This is a genomic window from Marinobacter sediminicola (assembly GCF_031157525.1).
Lineage (GTDB): Bacteria > Pseudomonadota > Gammaproteobacteria > Pseudomonadales > Oleiphilaceae > Marinobacter > Marinobacter sediminicola.
The window spans coordinates 116,183-142,623 of the sequence record NZ_JAVIXR010000001.1 but is presented as its reverse complement, the minus strand read 5'-3'; the positions used below and the strand labels follow the sequence as shown (position 1 = coordinate 142,623).

10 protein-coding genes are annotated in these 26,441 nt (G+C 52.3%); 5 read left to right on the top strand and 5 right to left on the bottom strand.

The window, feature by feature from the left end; genetic code table 11:
- The first annotated feature begins 17 nt into the window (after window positions 1-17).
- Window positions 18-893, top strand: coding sequence for a LysR substrate-binding domain-containing protein (locus RG807_RS00600; protein WP_309043116.1), 876 nt, complete (start codon window positions 18-20; stop codon window positions 891-893).
- A gap of 66 nt (window positions 894-959) precedes the next feature.
- On the opposite strand, the gene RG807_RS00595 is transcribed toward RG807_RS00600, so the two are convergent.
- Entirely contained in the window at window positions 960-1,511 is a 552-nt protein-coding gene (locus RG807_RS00595; protein ID WP_309043115.1) for a hemerythrin domain-containing protein, read from the bottom strand.
- 246 nt (window positions 1,512-1,757) lie between these two features.
- Between RG807_RS00595 and RG807_RS00590 the strand changes: the two genes are divergently transcribed.
- Both RG807_RS00590 and RG807_RS00585 read left to right on the top strand, forming a co-directional pair.
- Window positions 1,758-2,642 carry an alpha/beta hydrolase family protein gene (locus RG807_RS00590; protein ID WP_309043114.1) on the top strand — a complete coding sequence of 295 codons (885 nt, stop codon included), beginning with the start codon at window positions 1,758-1,760 and terminating at the stop codon, window positions 2,640-2,642.
- Between the two features lie 27 nt (window positions 2,643-2,669).
- Window positions 2,670-3,602, top strand: a complete 933-nt coding sequence (locus tag RG807_RS00585; protein ID WP_309043113.1) for a 5'-nucleotidase — start codon at window positions 2,670-2,672, stop codon at window positions 3,600-3,602.
- A gap of 2 nt (window positions 3,603-3,604) precedes the next feature.
- On the opposite strand, the gene RG807_RS00580 is transcribed toward RG807_RS00585, so the two are convergent.
- The 4 genes from RG807_RS00580 to RG807_RS00565 are packed head-to-tail and all read right to left on the bottom strand — an operon-like array spanning window position 3,605 to window position 22,814.
- Complete coding sequence (locus tag RG807_RS00580; RefSeq protein ID WP_309043112.1) at window positions 3,605-17,407, bottom strand: immunoglobulin-like domain-containing protein; 13,803 nt, start codon at window positions 17,405-17,407, stop codon at window positions 3,605-3,607.
- A 23-nt stretch (window positions 17,408-17,430) separates the two neighbouring features.
- Window positions 17,431-18,885: an HlyD family type I secretion periplasmic adaptor subunit gene (locus tag RG807_RS00575; protein ID WP_309043111.1), complete on the bottom strand. Its 1,455-nt coding sequence runs from the start codon at window positions 18,883-18,885 to the stop codon at window positions 17,431-17,433.
- The gene (locus RG807_RS00570) at window positions 18,882-21,011 is read right to left on the bottom strand and encodes a type I secretion system permease/ATPase (protein ID WP_309043110.1); all 2,130 of its coding nucleotides are present in this window, start codon (window positions 21,009-21,011) and stop codon (window positions 18,882-18,884) included. Before RG807_RS00570 ends, RG807_RS00575 begins: the two co-directional genes overlap by 4 nt.
- A 15-nt stretch (window positions 21,012-21,026) precedes the next feature.
- Entirely contained in the window at window positions 21,027-22,814 is a 1,788-nt protein-coding gene (locus tag RG807_RS00565) for a TolC family outer membrane protein (RefSeq protein WP_309043109.1), read from the bottom strand.
- 369 nt (window positions 22,815-23,183) lie between these two features.
- On the opposite strand from RG807_RS00565, the gene RG807_RS00560 reads away from it, so the two are divergent.
- Window positions 23,184-23,945, top strand: coding sequence for a response regulator (locus RG807_RS00560; RefSeq protein WP_309043108.1), 762 nt, complete (start codon window positions 23,184-23,186; stop codon window positions 23,943-23,945).
- A gap of 18 nt (window positions 23,946-23,963) precedes the next feature.
- The gene (locus tag RG807_RS00555) at window positions 23,964-26,402 is read left to right on the top strand and encodes a hybrid sensor histidine kinase/response regulator (protein ID WP_309043107.1); all 2,439 of its coding nucleotides are present in this window, start codon (window positions 23,964-23,966) and stop codon (window positions 26,400-26,402) included.
- Window positions 26,403-26,441: the final 39 nt, after the last annotated feature.

Sequence of the window (26,441 nt, the reverse complement as noted above, 5' to 3'; positions counted from 1 at the left end):
TCACAGGAATTGATTAATTGAGAAATCGCATTCTGGACCTCAACATGTTGCTGACTCTGGTGACCATTGCTGACACCGGCACAGTTACCGCTGCGGCAGAACAGCTGTCCTACACGCAATCCACTGTGAGTATGCAGTTAAACCGTTTAGAGGCTGCCGTTGGGGTTCCGCTCCATGAGAAAGATGGGCGGCGGATCAGATTTACTCCGGAAGGACAGAAACTGGTGGGTTACGCTCGCAAAATGCTGGAACTGAACAATGAAGCCCTCGACGATGTCCAGCAACAACAGATATCCGGAGAGCTGAACCTCGGCATTCCTGAAGATTATGCCTTTCTTCTCACATCGGTATTGTCCCACTTCAACCGGCAATTTCCCGCGGTGCAGTTACAGGTGACCTGCAGATCAAGCGTCGAGTTGGTAAAACAGGTGCAGGCTGGCAGCATGGATTTGGCGGTCGTCACCCGTCAGGCTCGATCGCCCGGGGGCGAGGTCATCCGGCGCGAACCCTTAATGTGGGCAGTAGGCGCCACCGCTCAGCCATCGTTACTGGACCCAATCCCGCTGGCACTCTACTCCCCCGGCGCAGATGTGTTCCGTGATGCTGCTGAGCAAGCTTTGGCCAGTGCGGGACGGGATTGGCGAATGGCTTACTCCAGCCAATCCATGACGGGGCTCATGCCGGTCGTGGCTGCCGGTCTTGCGGTGGTTGTGGTGACACGCAATATGCTGACGCCACATCTTCGGGTACTGGATGAACGCAACGGCATGCCACCACTGCATTCGGTTGATATAGCTCTGCACCGCCCACCCGGAAGACCCTCAGAACCCGCGAAACAGCTGGCTGAGCTCATCCGCAACCACCTGTCCACAGATGAACAAACCCTGAACTAATAGATACTCAGCACGCTCACGCCATAAGAATGACGGTCACAGCGCGCCACTATGACATCGAGCCGATCAGGAAAATGGAGAAGGGGCTTCCTTAAATTCCTCATACAATTCAGGATGATCGTCCTTGAGGCGTGCCAGGTTAGCTTGCGCTCCTTCTGGCAACATTTTGAGCAGGCTTTTCTGTTCTTCCGGCGACAGTTTCTCACGGAAGAATGGGAACAGCAGTTCTCGTTCCGCACGGAGATAGGCACCGTGAGCATCAAGGTAAGCCTTCAGATCATCGGCAAAGCGGTCCATCGGCACTACCGCATCCAGCAGAATCATATCAATGTTCTCTGAAAGCATATTCAGGCGATCCCGCAACGCTTGGTAATCTTCAGCAAGCTTCTGACCTACCTCACCCTCTTTGAACTTTTTAGCCACCAAGTGCTCGCTGTACAGCCTTTCCAGCGGCTTAACAAAGCTTTCCATGTATTCGAGTATGTAATCCACAACCTCTCTAATAAGATGAAAATCCGGGCGTTCGCCCTGGGTCAGGGATTCATACCTTAGCAAGAGTACGTGCAGCAACCGGGCCATGTTAGCGTGGTCGTGGCGTATTTGATTAAGCGTCGCCATGTATAAGCCTCCTTATGATGGTAGCTCGTATTATAGCTATCTTTTCTAAGACCATATTGGCTCCTTCGTTATTAGATTGCCAGCGCCCGCGACTATCCAAGCCACTTGCTACGAAATCCACACCGAGCCCATCAGCATCCATGGATGCTCTCTCAGGCTAGCTCATTAACTTAATTTGCCAACATGCCATCTGTTTGAGCACTATTGCACCCACGCTTTGAAAACCCACCTCAGGTAGACGCAGTAATGAACCCGCCTCAGACTCATAGCATCACCACAAGCGCCGGCCACAACCTGACAGCGCGGCTATTTACAGCCGACAGTGCGGAGGTGCGGGGTATTTGCGTGCTTGCGCCGGCAACCGGCGTAGCCCAGTACTTGTACGACGACTTCGCCCGCTGGCTGAACACCCAGGGCTTCCATGCCCTGACGTTTGACTATGAAGGCATGGGGCTATCGGTAAATGGCCATGTAAAAGACAGCAAAAGTGACAAGCTGAGCTGGGGCAAATACGACTGCCCGGCAGTTCTGGCATTCGTTAAAGAGAAATTTTACGACCTGAAGCTAGTGTGGATCGGCCACAGCGTCGGCGGCCATATGATTGGTTTTATGGGCCATAACCCGGATATCGATCAGGTAATTACCGTTGGCTGCGGAACAGGCACCTGGTGGCATAACTCACTACCCACTAAGCGCATTGCATGGTTCCTTTGGTACATTCTTGTACCCACGGTTGTCCCAATCATGGGTTATTTCCCCGGTAACCGCCTGAAACTCATGTGCGATATGCCGAAGGGCGTCATCATGCAGTGGCGCCGCTGGTGCCTGAATGAAGAATACTCTGTCGGCTGCGAAGGAGACTGGTTGCGGGAGCGGTTTGCCAGTGTACGCACACCTATTACAGCCATTGAATTTTCAGATGACGACATGATGTCGCCCACCAACGTTAGAATGCTGCACGATTTTTTCACTAATGCACCTCAGCAGCATATTCGCGTAACGCCAGAAGAGATTAACCAGAAGCGCATCGGCCATATTGGTTGGCATAGAAAGCGTTATGAGGTGTTGTGGGAGAAGGTGTTTGCGCCGGTGTTGCCAAGCTATGAGAGCGCCAAAAAAGCTGAGTCCTGACGCTAACCAGCAAGGAACTTTTTGCCCATGCCCTACCCCATAGAAGACAAACTCGTGATCGCGGTGGCCTCAAGCGCCCTATTTGATTTGTCGAAGTCTGACCGTGTGTTTCGTGAGCAGGGGGAAAAGGCCTACCGGAAACACCAGGAAGCCAACCTGGACAAGCCTTTACGCAAAGGCGTTGCCTTTCCTTTCGTGAGGCGGTTTTTGAGCATAAACCAGAAGTTCCCAGAGCAGTGCCCGGTTGAAGTGGTATTACTCTCGCGAAACTCTGTGATCACAGGCAAACGGGTATTCCACTCCATTCATCACCATGGCCTGGATATTACCCGCGCGGCATTTCTCGAGGGCAAATCACCCTACGCCTACATTCCGGCATTCAATGCCTCGCTGTTCTTGTCTGCGAACGCTGGCGATGTATCCCAAGCGATCGACTACGGCTATGCGGCTGGCACTGTGCTGCCAAGCAAGGTGGTGGATGATGAAGCGGATACAGAGCTTCGTATAGCGTTCGATTTTGATGGTGTGATTGCAGATGACGCTTCAGAGCGGGTCTACAAGGCCGGCTCGCTGGAAGACTTTCAGGAACACGAAACCTCCCGCTCGCAAATCCCCCACAGCCCAGGCCCGCTGGCGGATTTGTTCCGCAAGCTTTCACACCTGCAAAAGCTTGAGGACCAGGCATTAACGGACGACCCGGCTTATAAGCGAATACTGCGAACAGCCATTGTGACTGCCCGCAATGCCCCTTCCCACGAGCGGGTGATTACAACGCTGGAACATTGGGGCGTGGACGCCAATGAGGTTTTCTTCCTGGGCGGAATGAAGAAAGACCGTATTTTGAACGTGCTCAAGCCTCATATGTTCTTTGATGACCAACGATCTCACCTGGAATCTGATGCCGGGGATATTCCTATGGTGCATATTCCGTTTGGGGTGGCGAATGTAGACGCCACCTGAGCTCAGTCAACCATGGTTATGCTCGTAATCTGGTCTGAAATACTCAAGGATGCGCCGCTGGCTATATCGGTGTAGACCAGATAGCCGTTGCCGTTGTTACCGGCTTTTGTCCATTCGCTGTTTTGCAGGAATACGGAGTCATCTCCGTCTCCGTCGATTTTCAGTGCATTGCGGCTATCAGTTATGTCCAGAACGTCCTGAATACTCAGGCCTGCCCCGGACTCTCCTATCTGGTTTGAGCCAGAACTCGTCATATCAAGGATTTCGATATTCTTTAGTTTAGCGAAATCGCCATTCGCACCAGAAAGGTCTTCACCGAAGCGCAACTGAATGGTGTCATTACCACCCCTCCCGTCAACCAAATCACCTGTCCAGAGCAGATTATCATCACCAGTAGTTGGCAATTTGTCGGAAACGTTTATTTTAGCAATTCCTGTTGTCGAGGCAGAAACACTACCCCCACTGCTGCCATCTGAAACCAAAATCTCTTCGGTCCAGGCTTTTACGCCAATATCCTTGGGACCATTGGTTCCCAGTTGCTTAAAACCCAGATTGCCCAATTCATCCTGGGTCAGGCCGGTGATGGTATGTGTGTTATCCGAAAAGCTGATTCGGCTTGCATCCAACTCGACACCCTTCGCGTAAAACAGGGTTTTCTCACCATCTGGAAAACCTGTCAGCTCTACTGTTGTCAATTCCCTGTGGCCGTCTTCAGCGTAACCGGGCTGCCCTGCATCTCCAGCATCACTAACTGCGGGGTCCTTCATGGCGGCGTTCAGGTTCAGTTTAATGATATCGCCAGCCTCACCAAAACTCAGAGTCGGGTTCAACTCCAGCCCGTCAGCTATCGGTCTAACCTCTAAGTCAAAAGACAAATCCGAACCCGTCGAATCCAGACCGGCTTCACCACTCATCACAGTTATAGTGAGTCCATTCAGTGAGCCGCTCCAGTTTTTAGGTGGCAGCACCGCAATATAACCAGGCAAACCCTGGGCTCCATCGGCCACGGGGATTGACCAGATGTTATTGCCATTGCTGTCCTTGCCCGCATTATTTGCCAATCCGGCGTTACTAGCGTCACTGCCAAACAGCACAGTAAAGCCAGGTGGTAAGCCTTTAATAAACGCAGAATCAATCATCTCATCAGGATCTTTAAGCCCCGCATCACTGAAGATCAGCTCGGTGGGTGTTTCAACGGATTGCTCCTGTATCTGCTCACTTCCTTCAGCAGTGATTGTCCCTATAAAACCACTGTTAGTGGGCTTGATTTCCAACATCCCGGAACCCTGAGATATTTCCGTATTGGCTGCGCCATCTTCTTTATGGGCAATCCAGGCATCCACTGTAAGGCTTCCCGTTTGAAATGGCTGTCCTGAGTCGGGCCTGAATATCAGTTCTGGCGGTTGGCCATCAGGTTTCAGGGCGATTTCATACTGATTGCCACTAACCGGAGTTATTGGATCGCCGCTGGCATCCAGCAACTGACCAGCCAGGCCGTTGCCCAACTCTATTACTATCTTGCCCCCTTCAATCGTGGAGGAACCGGCATCTGCCTCATTGCTCAGGCTGATATTCAGTGAAACATCCTCTCCTTCCCCTACGGGTTCGGCCTGCACAGTCACTGTGGTTGGATCAGTAACCGGGATTATGTCAACGGTTTGCGTAACCTGTGCCTGCTTGCTCATCCCCTGAGCATGAGCGGCGACCGTGATATCTAATGGTAGGCCGCCAGGCAGATTGTTGTTATTGGTGTGTTCTGGCGCGTGAACCTGAATATCGTTCAATAAGCCCTCAAGCGTTGTGTTTGCATTATCGCCTGCTCCCACTGTGGCTGTATGAGTCCAGAGCACTATGTTTTCTCCGTTCTCCAACACCTCGGTACGAGCCAGTTGGCTACCGCTGGCATCTTTAAACTCAACACCATCCCCCGGCTTACTCCGCAGAGTGACCGTAAGCTGATACTCGTTCTGGTTACCTCCCGACAAGCCTCCACTAACCTGAGTAGCCAGTGCAAATGCATTATCTTCGGTTTGATCGGTGGGCTCAGGAGTCAGGGACACTTCAGGCAAAGCCACCCCCGTGCCAGTACCCGTTTGAACAACATCCAGGTTAATGCTGATGTCTGCGCGCTTGGATGTTTCAGCGCCGGTGTCTTTACTGTATCCAGTAATAGTTATCGGGGAGTTAGCTGTGCTGGCATTGCCGGTAACCTGGAAGATTATATCCTGAGTCAAGGTTTCGTTAGTGAAGGCTTTATTGGTTGAAACCAGCCACTGGCCGGGGCCAACCTGAACAGCATTTTCTACACTCACACCGTCGGGAACCCCATTAACCACAAGGTGAGTGAGCTGCTCACTGCCATCAATATCTTTCGCATTGCCAGCCGCAACATCTGCTTGCTGACTAAGATCAACCTTAACTCTGACCGCTCCGGAGCCGTTTATAGTGGCGGTTTGGCTACTGTTGTCGTAGCTGAAGCTATCCCCGGCACCGACAACACCGGTAACGTCGTTCACGCTAGCCTCAATATCGTCCGTTACGGCTTTGACAATCAGGTCGTGGCTGACTGATTGCCAGACTGACTCTGTGATCAAGGTATTATCAGAAGACGTATCGGTTACCTTGTACTCAACGCCGATTGCCTGAGTGCCGCTGAAGTTCGGCCCGGTTTTGACATAAATACTTTCAACCGCGGCTTTGCCGGAAAACTCGTAGAATCCCCCGACCGGTGTTAACTCGGTTACGCCAGCGGCATCGCTGTATAAGGTCACGCCGGGAACTACAGCAATTTTGATCGCGCTGATAAATTCATCCGTATCACCATTCTGGTGAACTGCGCTGAAATCCACCTTGCTAATAGTGTCTTCCTTCACATCGGAACTAATACTCAGCGTAGCTTCCGGGGTAGGCGTCACCTGAAAGCTTATATTTTTCGGCGTAAAGAAGGTTTCCGAATCGTTGTCGTTTTCCGTTACCACCGGCTGGGCGGTGAATTCGACTGTGCCACTGAAATTGGTAGGTGTTTGAATCTTTACTTTCGCAAGCTCTGTTTCACTGATAACCCAAAGCCGCGTTTCTCCCTCGCCGCCCAGCGAGCTACCAGCGCCAATCAAGGTGAAACCTTCGGGCAAATTACTTATGCGCAGGGTGACGGTTTCAGAACCATCTGCACTGGTTTCGCCAGACTCAAGAGCGGTAACAAAATCACTTAAAGGTATAGTGTTGGGCTCAGTTACCGCGCCATCGAGTGCGTTTTCGTCGTAAACCTTATTGGTTTCAGTAACAAACTCGGGCTCATCTGGCACACCTTTCACTGAGATATTGATGCCCAGTTCCTGCGTGAGGCTGCTATCGGCGGTGCTGGTTATGCTCTGAGGCTGCCCGGTTTCATCTATATAATTCAGCACATCAACTGATTGCGCTTCTACTTTGAGATTGATTGTCTGATTGCTGTCTTTTGGCGGTGTCAGGACTGGCTGATTGCCAGCATCAAAATCATTAATCGTTACCTCGAAACTGCCGGCACCAGCGGTTACGCTCAGGCCATCGATACCACTGCCATCAAAGTTTTCACTGATAGTGTATTCAGTACCTTTATGGGTATAGGTAATAGTTGCACCATCAGGAATATCTTTAATGGTGACGTTAAAGGTTTCACCTTTGTCACTGCTGCTCGGCATAATTTTAAGTTCTACCGGCACATCCTCATGAGTTGCTACCCGGGCATCAACGGAGAGCGTCACCTGATCGGCCTCTGGCGTCAGAATAATGTTTGTCAACCAGGACTCACCAGAAACAGCCATATCAGTAGCCGTATCGTCGTCTTCATCGTAATCAATAGTGCCAGCCTGCACTTTTATTTTGACTACACCGCTGTAGTTTTCCGGCCCCTTAAACTTAACTGAATCCAGATATTCCACCGGAATTTTCACTGGCTCCCCGTTGAATACAACCGTTTGCAGAGTACCGGAGCCGTCAACGTACTGAAAACTCGAGCCGTCAAGTTCGCCACCGGTTACGTTTGCCTGAATGTTATTGTTCTTCACCTGAAATGGCGTGAAAACGGCAAAGGTATCCTCACTGCCCGTGCCGCCAATAACGCCGGTGCCTTTCGGGTTAGAGCCTTTACCATCTTCATTCGCCCAACCCTCACTTAGAGCAAATGTAGGGTTTGAAACTGTATCAGTGCCGAGCGTGAGCCATTCGTCTTCGGCACCCGGTGTTTTGTACACATGGCTGCCATTCATCGCCAGGTCGGGTGTGCCATTGCTGTCGGTATCGCCAACAGGCCCAGCACCAATGACTTCAGCCACTGGCGTCACCTCAATAATCAGCTCATGCTCCCACTCCTTCGCTTCGGGATTTCCACTCTGGGTATTGGCTCCCGCTTCTTCAGTGGTCACATACACCTTCATGGTGCCATCCAGAGAACTGTGTGCAGGAGGTTTGATGGTGAACTGTTTAATCTGGCTAAGCGTGTATTCGCCAGTACCTTCGCCAACGACCAGTTCAAGGCCTCCGCTCGCGGCATTACCACCTGAAGGAACAGTTACAGGGTTGCCGGTATGGTCGAACAACGTCCAAGTATCCGGGCCGGTACTGCCCTCATTAGGTAGATCCGTAATGCGCACCTTCGATATGGTCTCGCTGCCATCGGTATCACCAAGCATCAGCTTGCTGAGGAAAGCAACCTGCGTGTCTTCTGGCGCTGCTTCCGGGTTATCAAGGGAAACATTATCTGGCTTGGCGTACACCCGAAGTTCCAGATCGACACTGACCGATTCAGTCCCAATGCCACCGCTGCTGTCATCATCAGTGTCCTTAATAATCAACTTGATGGTGGCAGTAATCGGCAGACTGTTTGAGTAGTCTTCAGGTGGAGTGATGGTAAAACCCGGGTTGCCATCATCCTTGGTGCTCAGGTAGTCGCTTTCGGGCATGGCAATTCCACCAGCCGGATTGGCGGTATATGATTTGCCATTGATGGTTACTACTGTGCCTTCTGGGAGACCAGTGATTTCATAACCAAAAGACTCTGAGCCATCGTCATCTTTAAATGTCTCACCCAGCACGTTTTGAAGATTAAGGACGGTATTGCTGACGGAAGGATCATCGCTCTGCTCATTGATGGCCGCAATGATCTTACCGTTAGTGCTAACAGTGGCTGCAGTGACTGAAAGACTGACAGCACCAGCGTTTTCTGGATCAGCCGGTGCTGTCAAATTGATTTCTGGCACGTCAGTTACTGCCTGAACATCTACGGTTATGGTTTGGGTGTTGTTAGCGCCATTTGTGCCGACGACATCGGTATCAGCAAGCGGCTTCCCGGTGTTATCCACCTCATAGCTATCCACGCTCACGGTAACATCAAAGTTCTCATGGCGATCATCAGCCGGCCTAACCTCAATTGCTTCGTACTCGGATTGAGTCAGATAATTAACATTAGTCGTTGGCAGACCAGTGGAGAGATGCAGGTCGGTGTCCGCATCTGTGTCGCCAGAAGTCTTAACAATAACAATGATGTAGCTGCCATCACCACTAACTGTCAGCGGCGTGCCGTCACCTTTGGTAAGCACTGTGCCTGAAGGAGCTGAATCTCCTGAGCCAACCGCGGAGGGTGTTAATGTGATCGCGCCCAAGCGTTCAGGGTCATCTCCAATGGTCCCAGCCCCATTCTGGTCATTGTTATCCGTAACAACAGGTATTTTCAGGCCGAGCGCTACGCTGGTGTCTTCATTGGTTTTCAATGTTACTGCAGGCACATTTTCATCAACCGCTCCGCTGGCATGGGGGATGTCGGGCGTGTCGGATTGAGGAGTAACGGTTACGACAACTGTATAGGTCTTTTCATCGTTGTCCGTTTTCGTGGTGTAGGTAAAGGTGTCCTCACCACTGTAATTAGCCTTGGGCACATAAGAGATAGTGCCATCAGAATTGACTGTGGCGATGCCATGCTCAGGTTTTACAGTACCATCGCTGCCATCGCCTATGGTCGTATTGCTGCTCGTGGCATCAGCGTTGGTATTAAAGGTATTCTCAGGATTAGCGGCCCGAGTTGAATCTTCATCAACAACTACATTTTTAGGCGTTGTGGTGCTTGGGTTGTCATCTACTACGCTAACAGTGAACCGTGTTTCCGCAGAATCCCCATCTCGATCGGTAACAAGAACACCCTCAAACGGTATATCCAGCGCCGAGAGCACATCACCATATTTACTTACATGATCCAAAGCACCGTTCAAGGTTAACTGGTAGCCCGGATTACTTGGCACATCTACGATACTTACCGTGAATATCTTATCGGCTTCAGCTCGGCCCGAACCACGATAAGCAATAATCGTGTGGCCATCCGAAGAAAGATCAAACTCCAAAACAACGCCCGATTTCAAGCCCAGCGCTTTTAACCTCTCGATAGTGGAGTTTGCGCCCGTGTCGGTAAAACGAACATCACCCGCCGCATCGGCACCAAAATCGATGCCAAAGCGCACTATGTCGCTGATGGTCTTGCTCGCGTCACCCTCACTGCCAGCTGGCAGATTTGCCTCATCAAGAGTTACCCCACTTGTAATGACATTTACTGCCGGGCCGTCATCCTGGAAACTGAAACGATCACCAATAACGACGGAATCAACCGCAGTATCGCCATCACCGTCAGTAACAGTGGCTGTCAGGCTGATCGATCCGTTAGCTATAGTCACCAGATCACTGGCTGTGGCTGTGTCACCATGCAGCAGTGGTCGGGTTTGCTCTAGGGTGATTTCACCGGTGCTGGCATTCACTTTTATAGTGAAGGCAACATCTGCTGTGCCCTCTAAAGTGCCTTTAATCACATTGCCATCCAGTTGTAGCTCAATGGCCTTGCCTGTAGCCGTGTCTTTGAGCCCGGAAACGGCAGAATTTACGACGAGTCCATAAACAAGACTCGCGCTTGCAGCAGCCCCATCAGTACCAAATGTATGGGTGAAAGCATTAGCAAGATTGGCAGAAGCAGGTGTGCCTATAGCAGATTCTGTTACTTGAATGTCTGCCAAGGCATTGCCGGTTGTGTTAACTGCAGGTACATCATCAATCACCAGCACGCCCAGGTTGCTTGCCGCACCAGTAATCGAACCTGAACCACCAATTCCATCAGCAGTTACACCAAGAGCGATGTCTTTCGGCAGCTCATTTTTACCTGCGCCGTACGCATGCACTTGGGCATTAGTTAACTCGTAGCTGTAATCGATGTCCCAGGAAGCATCAACACCGTTGGCTGTTGCCGATGCTGTAAAGCTGGTTAAAGTCAGTTCGCCATGACCGGCGATGGTGATTGTTTGTGGCAGAGCCTGTAAGTCAGCGAGAGAAATAGTTGTACCTGCAATCTCTATGCTTTCAAGCCCTGTGGGTGCAGCAACGCGCAAGATTCCATAGGCGGTTTCAGAGTTATCTGTCGCATCGCTTAAGCCTTTTTCAAATACGGTGATGTGACCTGTTGCTGCACCGTTACCATCAACGGCAATAATGGTGGGTGCGTCCAATATGTTGGAAGTAGCGCTGTTGTTACCGCTATCAACCTGTAGTTTTTCAAAACCCCTATCAATCCCATCGTTATCTTGCACACTGTCGATAATAACTGTCAGTGACTCGCTGAGTTCTGCAATACCATCTGAATTGGTAACTACGTTAAAACTTGTGCTTGAATTACCGACGCCAATGGCGATGCTTGCAGGCAAGCTATCAACATCGGCTGCACCGGCTGTCCCCGTCCAGTCCAGGTTTATAGTGACGTTTTTTCCTGCCGCAACGGTGACAGGGTCACCGATTTTATCGACAAGATTAACGGTATAGGTGAGCGTACCGCCTTCAAGAACCGCGCTTTCATCAACAGAGATTTGTGCGTAAACAGGGTCGATCGTGTCGCTAACAACTGTATTGACAGCTGTGCTATCAAAGGCCAAGTTTTCAAACGCACCGGCCGCGCCCGCACCGGCTTCAGTAACGCCCGTTATGGCATTGGTGACAGTCTCGCCATCGATGTAGACGTCATCACTTTGAACAGCAATATACAGAGTACCTGTACTGCTACCGGCGGCCACCGTGATATTGCCTAAGGTGGTGGCAACTGTAATGGTGCTGTTTGAAACAACAGCATTGCCGTTCGCGTCTTCCAGGGTGACTGTATATACCAAGTCAGCCGCACCTTCGGTGACAAAGGCTTCGCTAACGCTCAGCGTGGCGGTGACGGTATCTGTGGTATCACTGACGAGTGTATCGACAGCCGTGCCATCGAACGTCAAATTTTCAAATGCCCCAGCCGTGCCAGCATCGACTTCAACAACGGCAGAAATCGCGTTACTGATCGTTTCAGCATCGATGTAAACATCATCTCCCTGAACCGGAACAGCCAGCACACCAAAGCTGTCGCCAGCCTTGATGGTAATGGTGCCGAGTGAGGTAGTTACCGTGACATCGTTATTGGCTGTCACGGCATTGCTAGCCACATCTTCCAGCGTGACGGTGTACACCAGGTTACTAGCTTCACCTTCATCGACAGCAGTTTCACTGACAGTCATCCTGGCTGTAACCGCATCAGTAGTGTCTTCTACAGTTACCGTAGATTTGGCGGCGGTATCGAGGCTTTCGTAGTTACCGCCGGTATGAGCTATGATGGTGTATTCGAGCGTTTCGCCATCAAGGTAGGTATCATCACTATTGGGATTAGCGAAGGTGACACTACTGGTGGTGGTACCTGCCACAATAGTGATTTGTTCGCCGTTACTCAGCGTCAACACCAAGTCACTGCCCTCCGGCGCATGGTCGACCGTGGCACTGATTGTAATATCGCCACCTTCAACAACAGTGCTGTCATTCAAAGTAACGGTCGTGGTATCAACCGTATCCTTAACGGTAACCACTGCTTTATCGGAGATATCCAGGCTTTCGTAGTTGCCACCGATGGCGCCAGTGATGCTGTACTCCTGTACCTCGCCATCCGCATAAGGTGTGTCTGCTTTCGGATTAGCGAAGGTCACGCTGCCCATGGTGTCGCCCACAGCAATCGTAATCGTTTGGCCATTGCCCAAGGTCAGCACCAGGTCGGTATCCTGTGGCTGATGGTCAACCGTGGCAGTGATGGTTATGTCATCACCTTCATCGACTGTGACGTTGCCCAAAGAAACCGTGGTGGTATCGATGATGTCTGCAATCGTCAGGTCAGTGCTATTATCAACAACAGTCAGGTCTTCAAAATTTCCGCTGTTGCCGCTTGCAGTAATGCTATTAACACCTAATACAAAATCCGGCTCTATGTAGACATCAGAGCCAGGGTAGCCACTCAAAGCAACAGCTGAGCCAGTCAATCCCGAACCCCAACCAAAAGTGACAGAGCCTGTGGTCGCGCCTGCCGAAACAGTAATAGTTTCAGTTTGGCCATTGCTCAAGTTAATGGTGAAATCCTGGGCAGCTTGCGCTGGGTTATCCAGATTAACGGTGTAAGTGATCGCACCGTTGTCTTCATCACCATTGCCAACAGAGGTTAGTGTGGCGGTTGTGATGTCGATAGAGTCGGCAATTGTCAGCTCGGTGCTGTTATCTACAACCGCCAGGTCTTCGAAGTTGCCGCCATGACTCAGAGCCACAAAATCTGTAACTGTCAGATCAAAATCAGGCTGAAGATAAGCATCACTATCTGGATAGCCAGCCAACGGTTGTGTACCCGCAGCTACGCCTGCGCCCCAGCCAAATGTGATGGACCCTGATGTATTGCCTGCTGCTACTGAAATATTTGCCGTTTGGCCATTGCTGAGGGTAATGCTGAACAGTTGGTTAGCTTGTGGAGCATTGCTCAAGTCGACGGTGTAGGTGATCGAGCCATTGTCTTCATCACCACTGCCAACCGAGGTCAATGTGGCCGTGGTGGTGTCGATGGAATCGGAAATCGTCAGGTCGGTACTATTATCAACAACAACCAGGCTTTCGAAGTTGCCACCAGTGCCGCTTGCCGTAACGCTATCAACTTCCAGTACAAAATCCGGCTCCTGGTAAACATCCGAACTCGGGTAGCCGTTTAAGCCAATGGCAGTGCCGGTCAAGCCTGTGCCCCAGCCCAGGGTAACCGAACCTGAGGTTGCGCCTGCCGCCACCTGTATGGTTGCAATCTGGCCATTACTCAATGCAACAGTGAAGTCCTGATCACCTTCGGTGGCGTGATCCAGGTTCACCGTGTAAGTAACAGAACCATTGTCTTCGTCACCGCTGCCAGCCGAGGTCAGTGTGGCCGTGCTGGTGTCGATGGAATCGGAAATCGTCAGGTCGGTGCTGTTATCAGCAACCACCAAATCCTCGAAATTGCCACCGGTGCCACTGGCAGTAATGCTGTCAACGCTGAGAACGTCGTCTGGCTCCAGGTGCACATCGGAATCCGGGTAGCCAGCCAACTGAACGGCGCCCGCTACCAGGCCAGAGCCCCAACCAAAGGTCACAGAACCGGTGTTGGCGCCAGCCGCTACGGTAATGGTTGCGGTTTGGCCGTTGCTTAACTCCAGATCGAAAGCCTGGGCACCTTGCGGGGCATTATCCAGGCTGATGGTGTATGTGATGGAGCCACTATCTTCATCACCGCTACCTACTGAGCTTAATGTTGCGGTGGTGGTATCGGTGGTATCGCTAATAGCAGTACTAACAGCTGTGCCATCGAACGTCAGGCTTTCAAACGCCTTCGGATCACCGGCATTCGCTTCAGCAACTGAAGTAATGGCATTGCTGACCGTTTCGCCATCAATATAAACATCGTCACCCTGAACTGGCACAACGAGCACACCAAAGCTGTCGCCCGCTTTAACGGTAATGGTGCCCAGTGAGGTGGTCACCGTCACATCGTTGTTGGCAGTCACGGCATTATTGGCCGCATCTTCCAGCGTGACGGTGTAGACCAGGTTATTCACTTCGCCTTCATCAACAGCCGTTTCGCTAACGGTCAACTTGGCAGTAACCGTATCTGTGGTGTCGTTAACGGTCGTTTGTACTGGCGTATTGTCGAAGGTGAGGTTTTCAAATATTGCTGCGCCACCCAAACCGTTTTCAACGATGTTGATGATTTGGCCAGTGATCGTTTCGCCATCCAGGTAAACATCGTCGCCCTGTACAGGTATATTCAGGGTGCCTGCAGAGTTGCCTGCGCTGATGGTAATGGGGCCAACGGTCGTGTTTACCGTAATGTCGTTATTGGCTACAACGGGGTCGCCATTGATATCTTTGAGAGTAACGCTGTACTGCAAATCAGTCGCGGCGCCCTCATCCACGTTCGTTGCGCTAACGGCCAGTTCTGCGGTAACCACAACGCCATCGGCAGGGTTGCTGTCGGAGCCTGTGCTGGTGTTGCCTGCCGGGTCTTCAATTTTGACGTTGAGTTCGACTTCTGTATCGGTGGGGCTTACGGGTAGCTCAACCTTGATACCGTTGTCGATATCGCCTTGGGTGATTTCGTAATCGGTGATCGGGTCGCCTTTGCTGTCCAGAATCGGGTTACCGTCTTTATCGGTAGCCGTTATTTTGTCGCCCGGGGATGTAGTGGCCGGGTCAAACGTGATTTCCCCTTCGATTTTCCCACTGCTGAAATCACCGGCATCGTATTTACCGTTGGTGCCTGAGCCAGGCTCGAGTTCAACGGTTACGCCCGGCGTGATGTTATCGACGGTCTTGCTGTCATCTGTGGAGCTGGTATTGCCCGCAGGGTCAGTTACCTCAACGTTCATCTCAACGTTGGTCTGACCATCCGCTACAGGAATATCAACAGTAATGCCGTTATCAATATCGCCTTGGGTTACCGGGCGTTCGATAATGACGTTACCGTCTTTGTCGGTGATTTTTACCGTATCGCCAACCGAGGTGTCAGGATCGAAGGTCACCGTGCCGGTTACTTTGCCGTCTTTGGTGTCGTCGTCGTTATACTCACCGTTTGAACCTGAACCAGGCTCAAGAGTCGCGGTCGCGCCCGGGGTGGTGTTATCAACAACCTTGTTGTCCGAGCCGGTGCTGGTGTTGCCAGCCGGGTCGGTAATATCAACATTTAGCTCGACGTCGGTTTGGCCCGGATCTACAGGCACTTCGACGATAATGCCGTTGTCGATGTCGCCCTGGGTGATTTCGTAATCGGTGATCGGGTCGCCGTTGCTGTTCAGTATCGGGTTACCGTCTTTATCGGTAACCGTAATTTTATCGCCGGGCACGGCGGTGTTGGGGTCGAAGGTAATGGTGCCTTCCACTTTGCCGTCGTTGGTGTCGCCGTCGTTATACTCGCCGTTCGGGCCGGAACCAGGCTCCAGTTCCACGACCAGCCCCGGGGTAACGTTATCAATCAGGTTGCTATCGCCCGTGCTGCTGGTGTTGCCGGAGGGGTCGGTCAGCTTAACGTTCAGTTCAACATCGGTCTGGCCTTCGGTAACAGGCACATCCACCTGAATGCCGTTATCGATATCGTCTTGGGTTACGGGGCGTTCAATAATCACCTTGCCGTCTTTGTCGGTGATCTTGACCGTATCACCTGGCTCTGTGGTGCCGGGGTCAAAGGTCACTGTGCCGGTAACCTTGCCATCCTTGGTATCGCCGTCGTTGTACTCGCCATTGGGGCCGGAGCCCGGCTCAAGCTCCACGTCTGCTGTAGGCGTGATGTCATCCTTCGGGTTTTTGTCGAAGCCTGTGCTGGTGTTACCTGCAGGGTCAGTTACATCAACGTTCAACTCAACGTAGGTCTGGCCAGGCGCTACGGACACATCCACAACAATACCGTTATCAATATCGTTTTGGGTTAGCACATAATCGGTGACTGGGTCGCCATTGGCGTCGAAAACCGGGTTGCCGTCTTTATCTGTTGCAGTCACCTTATCGCCGGGAAACGTGTTGTTCGGGTTGAAGGTAATGGTGCCGCTGACTTTGCCGTCGTTCAGGTCGCTACTGTTGTAGTCACCATTAGGGCCAGATCCGGGCTCAAGCTCAACGTTAACGCTTGGCGTTATGTCATCAGCCAAATAGGGGCGCTCTGTACTTTCAGAAACAGGCGTGCCGTTTGGTTCAACGCTGTTAACGGTCGCGTGAACCTTATTATCTTTTGCCAACTCACTGCCGGGCACATCCACTTGCCAGGTTTTGCCATCGGCATTCACTGTAGTGCTGTATAGCTGGCCATTCACGGTTACGACTACGGTATCACCAGGCGATACGCCGCCACCAACCTTGCCTGTTAGCGTAATAGCCTGCCCCGATTCAGTGGCATCTACTATGTCGTCACCCGTAATCGCATCAATGGAGATGCTCAGCTTTGCGAGCTTGGAGCCACTCTCGGGATAGTTTTGCTCATCGTATCGGGTGCCATCGCGTTCGCTGCTCCGCACAAACTCCCGCTGCGGCAAACTCAAACCAAGCGGGCGTAAGACTTCCTGAATTCGTGCAACGGTAACCGGCGTGTAGCCATCCGCTTCGATGATTTCTCCGATGCGCACCAATTGCACAAAGCTATGTCCTTCAGACGAAGTGCCCTGACCAGACGCTGCAGGGGAAGGTGCTGCCGGCTGCTCACTGCTCTCAATAGGAGCAAGGCCTTCAGTTTGCTCGATAAGCGCCCCTCTTTCTTCTGCGGTAACTTGCTGCTCACCCAGGAAGGTCAACTGCTGGTTGTCACCAAAATCCAGGTCGATACGGGCACCCTCTGCCATGATCAGGGTTTCATCAACCGCCAGCTGATCACCTACTTCCAGTGCACGGCGTTCGCCGTTGGCGTTTTCAGCCCACGCTTGCCCGACCAGGGATACAACAATTGCCAGAGTAGTCATAAGGACCTCAAAATAGTGTTACTTCAGCGTTCGCTCAAAGCGTTTGCTTTGGCGCGCAATAATGGTTTTAGCAAGTAAGATAAAATGGTTTTTTTGCCGGTCATGATGTCCAGCTGTGCGGTCATGCCCGGGATAACGGATAAATGCTGCGCCGAGTCTTTTTCGGTGGTTAGCGCGCGCACAAGATAGAAAGTATTGTCGCGATCATCTGTAATCGTGTCGGCACTTATGTGCTCGATGGTCGCGGCAAGCCCGCCATAGATTGAAAAATCGTAGGCGTGGAGTTTGATGGTTGCCGGCAAGCCGGGGCGCAGGAAGGCTATATCTTTGGGTGCTATTTTGGCTTCTACCAGCAGGCGGTCATCGGTGGGAACAATTTCAACAAGGGCATTCCCAGGCTGAACAACGCCGCCGATGGTATTCAGCAGCACACGCTGCACCGTGCCATTCACCGGCGAGCGAATTTCCGAGAGCTTTACCTTGTCGGCCAGCCCGGCAACGCTCTTGTTCAGGCTATTTAGCTGCGAGCTTGCGTCACTGAGTTCTGCGCGCCACTGGTTGCGAGTGGAAGATTCAACCTCCAGCAACCTGGACTCTGCCTCTTGAATACTGGCTTTTACCTGGCGAACACGGGCAGCGGCCTGCAGGCGCTCACCATTTGCGGCGGCCTGATCCCGCTGCAAACGCAAAATCTCTATCTCTGATACCGCACCCGAAGCCAGCAGTGGCTGCGTTGCCTGTAGCTCTCGTGTCGACATGCCATAAGACTGCTCCGCCGCAGACACCCGAGCCTGTGCCTCGCTCAGTTCCTGTTGCCGTTGAGCAATTTGTTCCTGGGCAACCGATAAGCGCTCATCCAGTTCTTTCAAGCTGGCTTTGTAATAGCCTTCTTCCTGCTGCAACACCTGTTCCTGCACGGGCGTTAATGCTTCGCTGTAATTCAGTTCTAACGGCTCGCTTTGGATCAGCGCCTGTAGCCGTTTCACTTTGGTGGCCAGTGCAAATGCCCGCACACTGCCTTCCTGATAACTGGCCACAAAGCGCGTTGGGTCTATGCGCACCAGCAGGTCGCCCTTGCTCACTCTGGCGCCCTCGTCTACAAATACCTCTTCAATGACACCGCCATCGGCGGACTGAATAACCTGTAGCTGCCGCGATGGAATCACCTTGCCCTCACCCCGGGTGACTTCATCTAAGGGTGCAAATGCAGCCCAGATAATCAAAACAATAAACGTCAGTGCAATGCCGTACAGCAGGCTGCGGGCGCGAAGGGTGCTTTGCTGCTCCATGGCCTGATCTGCATCCGCAGGCCAGTGTCGTGAATTGCTGCGAAACGCGGAAAAAAATGGCCGGAACAGGCGATTTATAAAGCCTTTACCCCGTGCCCCAACAGCATCCGCCTTGCTCAAGCGCTCAAATGCCTGTTGCTCCAGCGCTTTCTGTTCCGCTTTCTCAGCAATCCTGGGGTCGATGCTCATTGCGCCCCCCTCTGAATGCTGCCCTGCTGAAGTGCCTGAAGCACGGTTTGCTTAGGGCCATCCGCAACGATTTTCCCGGCATCCATAACAATCAGGCGGTCGACCAGATCCAGCAAGCTGGTGCGATGGGTTATCAGCAATACGGTTTTGCCCTGGCCGAACTGGTTCAGGCCTTTGCTAACGTGATTCTCCAGCGTGCTGTCCATGGCGCTGGTGGGTTCATCCAGCAATAAGATACTGCTATCCGCCATCACCGCGCGGGCCACGGCTATTGTCTGGCGCTGCCCGCCGGACAAGCGATTGCCAGCCTCCCCTACCTGCATTGACAAGCCATCTGCATGGTCACCCACGAGGCCCTTCAGGCCGGACACATTGATGGCCTGCAACAGGCGCTCGTTGTTGGGGTGTTCTATGCCCAGGGTGACGTTGTCGTAGACCGTGCCGCTGAGTAACTGGACGTCTTGCGGAATATAGCCAATGTTGCGGCGCAGTTCGGCGGGGTCGATCTGGCCGATATTCACGCCATCCACCAGCAGGGCGCCAGAGGTTGGGCGATACAAACCCAGTATGAGCTTTTCCAGGGTGCTCTTTCCTGAGCCCACACGACCAAGAATGCCCACCCGCTCGCCAGCCCGAATGTGCAACGAAACCCCTTTCAAGGCATCCCGCTCTTCACCGGGATACTGGAAGGACACATCGCGCAGTTCAATTTCGCCGCGCAGTTTGCCGCGGCTGATCAACTGTTTTCCGGGCTCGCGATCCTGCTCGGCATCCATAATCTGTTCAACGGCGGTCATGGCCGTCGCTGCCTGATGATACTGGGTAAGCAACGAAGCGGTTTGGGACACCGGCGCCATGGCACGGGATGACAACATGTAAGCCGCAATCAGCCCGCCCTGGCTCATATCACCGTTAATAACCAGATATACACCGGTGATAATCATCACTACCGACACCACCTGCTGTATCCAGGAAGCCCCGGCCCCGACCGACATACCCAGCATGCGCTGTTTGCCGGAACAGCCAGACAAAAACCGGGTGGATTGCTCCCAGGCACTTTGCATACGGCTGCTGGCATTGAAGCTTTTCAGCGTGGGCGCAGCCACCAGGCTTTCCACCAGGCCGGAGTTCCGCTGGGCACTGGCCTGACTCATGGTTTCCGAGAGTTGATGCATGGTTGCCTGCACCGAGAGCGCGTACAGAATGATGATCGTGGCACCGATCAGTACCGGAATGATCATCACAGGCGAAATCAGGGCGATGATGGCCACGAATACAAGGAAAAACGGCAGATCAATAAGTGCCGTCACCGTCATGGAGCCGATAAACGAGCGCACGGATTCAAACGATTGAACGTTGGCCGCAAAGGAGCCCACCGAAAGTGGCGCATGCTCAAGGCGGGTGCCGAGAATGCGCTCCATAATCCGGGCAGATAAGGTGATATCCGCACGGCTTGCCGCCAGCTCAACAAACCAGCTGCGCAGCAAACGCAATGCAAGATCGGCGCAGATAATAATCAATGCACCAAGGGCAAGCACCCACAGGGTATCCGTGGCATGGTTAGGCACCACCCGGTCGTATACGTTCATTACGAACAGGGGCATGGTCAGGGCAAACAGGTTGATAAAGAAGGCGGCGATCAGGATGTCCCGGTACACCGGCCGGTTTGCCTTGATAACACTCCAGAACCAGTGGCCCTTATCAACCGCCGAGCCAGCACCTGTTTTACGCTGATCCAGACGAAAATCCGGCCGGCAGTAGAGCGCAATGCCGGAGTAGCTTTCCTTGAGTTTAGCCAGCTCCAGCTGCTCGATTTCCATATCGACATCTGGCAGCCGCACCTGTGCTGTCTGGCCCTGAAGATCGATACTGTCCAGCACGCAAGCGCGATTGCCTTCAAGCAAAATAACGCAGGGAAGCAACAGACTGTTCAGGCGCTCCAACGGCTGCCGCACCAGCTTTACCTTCATATCGACCCGCTCCGCTGCGCGGGCAAATACTGAAGGCGACAAACGGCCGTCTACCAATGGCAGGCCAGCGATCAGCGCATCGTGGCTGATCGTGGTGCCATTTTCCGCGGCAAGCCATAACAGGCAGGCGCTTAAGGGGTCATTTGTCTGATCCATAACGGCCTTTTACATTCACCTTCTTGTGTGAGTAACGCGCACCTCAACACGGCGGTTCAGCGCCCTGCCCTCAGCCGTGTCGTTGGTTGCATTGGGCTGGTAAGACCCTGCGCCCGAAACCAGCATCACCGTGTTATCAACGCCGCTGTCGATTAATGCATCACGCACAGCTATGGCGCGGGCCAGAGACAGTTCGCGGTTCAGCGCGTCGCTGCCAGAACTGTCGGTGTGGCCAACAATGTTGATGGATTTAACCGTGTCACGCTCCAGCAAATGACGGGCGAACTGCTGCAAGCGAGCCATTGCTTCTGGCTTGAACTCGGCGCTGCCAATATCAAACAGGGTGTCGCTGCCAAAGCTTAGAACCTCTTCGGTATCTGCTGTTTGCAGGAAGCGGTCGAAGCTTCTGTCGCCTTCACCCGGAAGGGTGCAGTAGCGGCTGGAACCGGGATTCACTGAGCGATTGATATCACCCAGGTCTGGCAACTCCTCACTGTTCACATTCAAAGTAGTCAGCAAGCGCCCCATGCTGTGAAGGGTTTGCAGGCGATTGATTTCCAGATCATAGGAGCCGTTGATATAGGCGCGTTCGGCCTGGAAAAGCTCGTTTTCAGAATCGAGAACATCCAGCAAAGAACGCCGCCCGATATCGAACTGTTCGCGATAAGCTGCAAGCACACCCGTAGCTTTCTCGCGATGGGACTCGAGAGAGTCCAGCTTCACCTGAAGGTTAAGCACATCTCCGTGGGCAATGGTTGCCGTTTGGCGCAAATCAACGCAGGTTTTATCCCGCATGCTCTCTGCCTGGCTAATCCGGCGATCTGCCGCACGCTCCGCAGCCCTGTCACTGCCACCGCGGTACAAGTTATAGCGTGCACGCAACTCAATTACCGTATCGTCCCCGTAGGAGTGTGGGTCGGTACGGGTATCGAAGCTGTTGTTGTTTTTATAGGTGCCATGACGAGCACCCAGCTCGAGTGTGGGATACCTGCCTGCTTTCGCCTCGCCAAAAGAGGCCTCAGAAGCCTGAATCTCCTCGAAGGCGGCAAACAGCGCTGGGTTATTGGCATATACCGTAGTAAGAACCTGCCACAACTCCCCCGGTACAAGTTGTGACTGCACTTCAAAGGGGCTTAGCTCCTCAGCTGGAAAACGGCCAACCAGGCGCTGAAAGCGAGCGGTAACACTCTGCAGGTTTGCAATTTCTGTCATCAGATTGGAGCGGGCAAGCGACAATCGCCCATCAATCTGCTGCAGGTCTGCCCGGTTGCTTACGCCCCGCCCGGCGCGATTACTTACATGACGCTGCACACGCTGGTGGTTGGCAACGTTTTGCTGAGCAAGGGCAACCAGTTCCCGGTGCCTGAGAACGCTGAGATAAACCTCACTGGCCTCCAGCGCCTTGGTTTCAGCCTCGTCCAAAAGCTCATAATAACGAGCCCTGCTATTGTGCTCCGCTCTGGCTACAGCATTGCGCACCCGAAACCCATCGAACAGCATTTGTGTGAGCGACACTTCCGCATAGTTGCGGTTATAGCTGCCACGACCATCATAATTTCGGTCGCCAATACCGCCGGCGGCATTTACATCTATAAAAGGCAGATATCCGCCAAATGCCTCCCGCTGGTCAAAGGTAGACGCCTGAAACGCATTCAAACGAATTTGCACCTCTGGGTTGGTTTCCAGAGTTTCCTTCACAACGCTCAACAAGTCGTCTTGTGGCATTGTTGCAGCCGCAACAACTGCGGAATAACTCAAAGAAACGGCAAGTGCTAATTTTGCGAGAGAGGGAGTTCTAGCCATAATATCCTCAAGGCCGCCGATACAGGCGAGGGGCCTGGAGCGGATGTGATCAGTACGCTGGCTTTATGAGGGAATGGGCAGAAGCTTGGCGTGCGCGAGCGAAACCGGAAGCTCGGAGCACACCTGAGCTTGAAAGCTCCATCCCAAAGCAACGAGTTATTAGTGTCAGAATGGCCTGATCGTATACCTTGCACAGCAGAGAACCTGTGATAGCGCGGCAAAACCTGTTCTCGGAGGGAAAGTTTTATCCACTTGCCGCCAGTTGATTGCACACACAGCCCATTACATACTGTTGAATCTGGAGTGTAAGCATGGGCACAATACAAAGGCGCCCGCGGAGCCGGGCAGCAGCAAACCAGAAGGACAGAGATGGAGACGCTGGAACACAGGCGAATTTTGATTGTGGACGATGAGGAAGCAGACCGCATGCTGCTCTCTGCTTACCTTCAACGACACGGTTGCCAGATATTTTATGCCCAAGATGGCCTTGAAGGCATCGAGAAAGCCCGCGCCCTGCAGCCCGACCTGATCCTGATGGACTCAGAGATGCCTCGCTGTAATGGCCATGATGCCTGCAAAATAATCACTCAAGATCCGAGAACGCGCGACATCCCTGTTATTTTTATCTCCGGTATGATCTCGCCCGAGCATCGCATCAGAGGACTGCTTGCGGGTGCTGTTGACTACATCAACAAGCCCTTTGATTTTAATGAGGTTAAACTGCGCCTGGCCATACACTTGCGGCACAAGCCCGCCGTACAGGCCAGCAAAGACAAGCCCAAACCCGAAACTGTTTCGGCCTGCAACCGGGATGTTATTGTGTTTCATTCAACACGCACTCACCTGCTGAAATCATTGTCTGCAACACCCACAATGAAAGAGTTGGAAAAGCTGACAGGAACCAACAGCAAACACCTGAACACAGCGTTCAAGGCATGCGCCGGCGTGACTGTGTACGAGTATCTTCGAGAAGAGCGCATGAAGGAAGCCCGGGAGTTACTGCAACGCACAAGCTTGTCAGTAAAAGACATTTCACTTCAGGTTGGGTTTAACGACAGTGGTAATTTTGCCACGGCATTCAAAGAGCGCTTCGGGCTAACGCCCAGAGAATTTCGACAGCAACACAGTTGACTTCAGGGAAGATATTTTTTGAACTATAACCACCGGATAAGCGCTCTTACTACAATTATCGCCTCGCTATTTATAGTTCTTTCATCCGCTGCACTGGCAAACACTACGCCCAACCAAAGCCCGGTTATAGACCTGGCAAGCACAGCGAATAGCCAAGAACTTATAGGTGCGATGCTGGCAATTCCCAGGCTCAGTAACGTTCAAAGCCTCAGCAGCGCTCTGATGCACACCGATTGGGTTCGTCCCGACGAAGACAACCTAGACGCACCTCGTCAACACAGCACAATCTGGCTAAAGGCCTCGGTACATAACAGTAATGAGAATTCACTCATACGCTGGCTGGTATTAGAGCCATGGAGAATGAACCGGGTAGACGCTTATTTTCTCGACCCAAACACTCAAAAAATCCTCTGGCAGAAAACCACAGGGCTTACTGTTTCTTTACAGGATCGCGCTGTAAACAATGGTAAAACTATAATTCCGGTGCACCTCAACGCAGGCGAAACCCAACAACTGTTTATTAAGATTTATAGTGACAGCCTTCCCTTTGTCAGCGTAAAAAGCTGGGATCCTGTCTCTTATTCACAGAGCATCAATCAAAACTGGATATTCCAAGCCGCACTGTTTGCAGGCATTCTCACTCTACTGGTGGTTCTGATACTCCAGTTCAACGCTGGTTTTTTATTGACCGGTTTATGGCTGTTATCCGGATTTATTGTGGAAGCTGAAAAAGACGGTTTTTTCAGCAATTACTTGCTGACTTTTCTCGAAAGCTATTCGATAAACCTGAGAGTTTCAGCAGCGGCATTCACATCACAATTATTCCTGGCCACTTCAGTGTTCCTGCTGGGCTTCAACAAGCATCGCTTGTGGCGGGTGTTTCTCATCTTAACGGCCGTATCAATGCCCATCATCGCCAGCCTCACTTTTGTGCTCGATGGTGTCGCTATCAGGCAACTGGTCACTGTGATTATGATTGCGTACCTTGGGGCCTGGTTGTTCCTGGTAACGCCTGTTTTGCGCACCTCTCGTTCAGAGCCAGCAAAGCTATTGCTTTTGCTACTGCTGTCCATCTATTGGACCACCACCACGCTCGCGCTGCTAAAGTACATCTTCAACTTTGACTACACCACTGTCTCTACATTTACACGAATTTCTATCGAAATTATGGTCGCAGTTGCTTTAATACTGACATTCAATTGGCAGCAAAAAAGCCGACTGAGCACCGCTGAGAAAACGCTAAAAGCACAAGAGTCTGAGTACCTGCGCACCTTGGAACAAGCAGTCGCAAGCCGTACAGAAGAGTTAAACACCGCTCTTGAAACTGCCAAAAAGGCCAGCACGGCAAAGGTGAATTTCCTGGGCCAAGTCACCCACGATTTAAGATCTCCGTTAACCGCCATTCTGGGTTATGCCCAGCTCCAGGCGGGTGGGGCTGTCAGTGCCGAAAAGGCGACTCAGGTCATCCAGGACCGCGGGCTGTATATGAAAGACCTGATCGACGGCTTGGTCGATTATGCCCATGACATCACGGTAGACGACAACGAGCTGCAAGACATTTACCTGATCGCCTTTATCGACAACCTGGTTAATCACTCCCACATAATCGCCAGCAAACAAAATAACCGCTTTCAGCTTAAAATTGAAACTGACCTCCCAACAGTGGTTCGCTGCAGTAGCAAGCAATTGCAGCGTATTTTGCTGAACCTCCTGGATAATGCAGCGAAATACACCAGCGACGGCAACTTTTCACTATCGGTTGCTGTCGCGGACACTTCAGGCCAGGAACAGATGCTGATCTTTCGAGTAAGCGACACCGGCCGGGGTATACCAGCCGACGATCTCAAAAAGATCTACACCCCTTTTTACCAAAGCTCGGAGAGCAACCCCGGGGCTGGCCTTGGCTTGGCCATATGCTTTGAGCTCACAGAGAAACTGGGCGGCACTCTTGAGCTGGAAAGCGAGCCTGGAAAAGGAACTACAGCCACCTGCACCATCCCCTATATCGCTGGCGATGAGCAGTTAGCAGTGTCATCTCTTGCAGCCGTAAAGGATCTATTGCCTAAATTTGACGCACAGGGCCAACTGGCCTGGATTGTGGAAGACTCTCAAGCGGTCAGGGAATTACTAAACGAGGAGTTCTCTGACATGGGGTTTGAGGTGACGCTCTTCACAACGGCAGAAGCATTTATAGAAGCCGCCGCCAGCCCTAGCGACATCCCCTCAGTCATTATTACTGACTACCGCCTACCGGGTGCTTCTGGCGCAGATGTGCTCCACTCTGCACGCTCCCAATGGCCAAGCGTGCCAGTAGCTCTGCTCTCAGGCACACAAAACAGCAACCCACGGCCAGAAGAATGCGACTCAGAGCGCTTTAACGCGTATCTATCCAAACCCGTCGATCGGTTGGAACTGCGTATGAAAGTGTCCGAACTCTGTAATCTGTTGTCAGAGTGACGCCTGGATAGACGAGTTCTCAAAAACTCACTGTGTGAT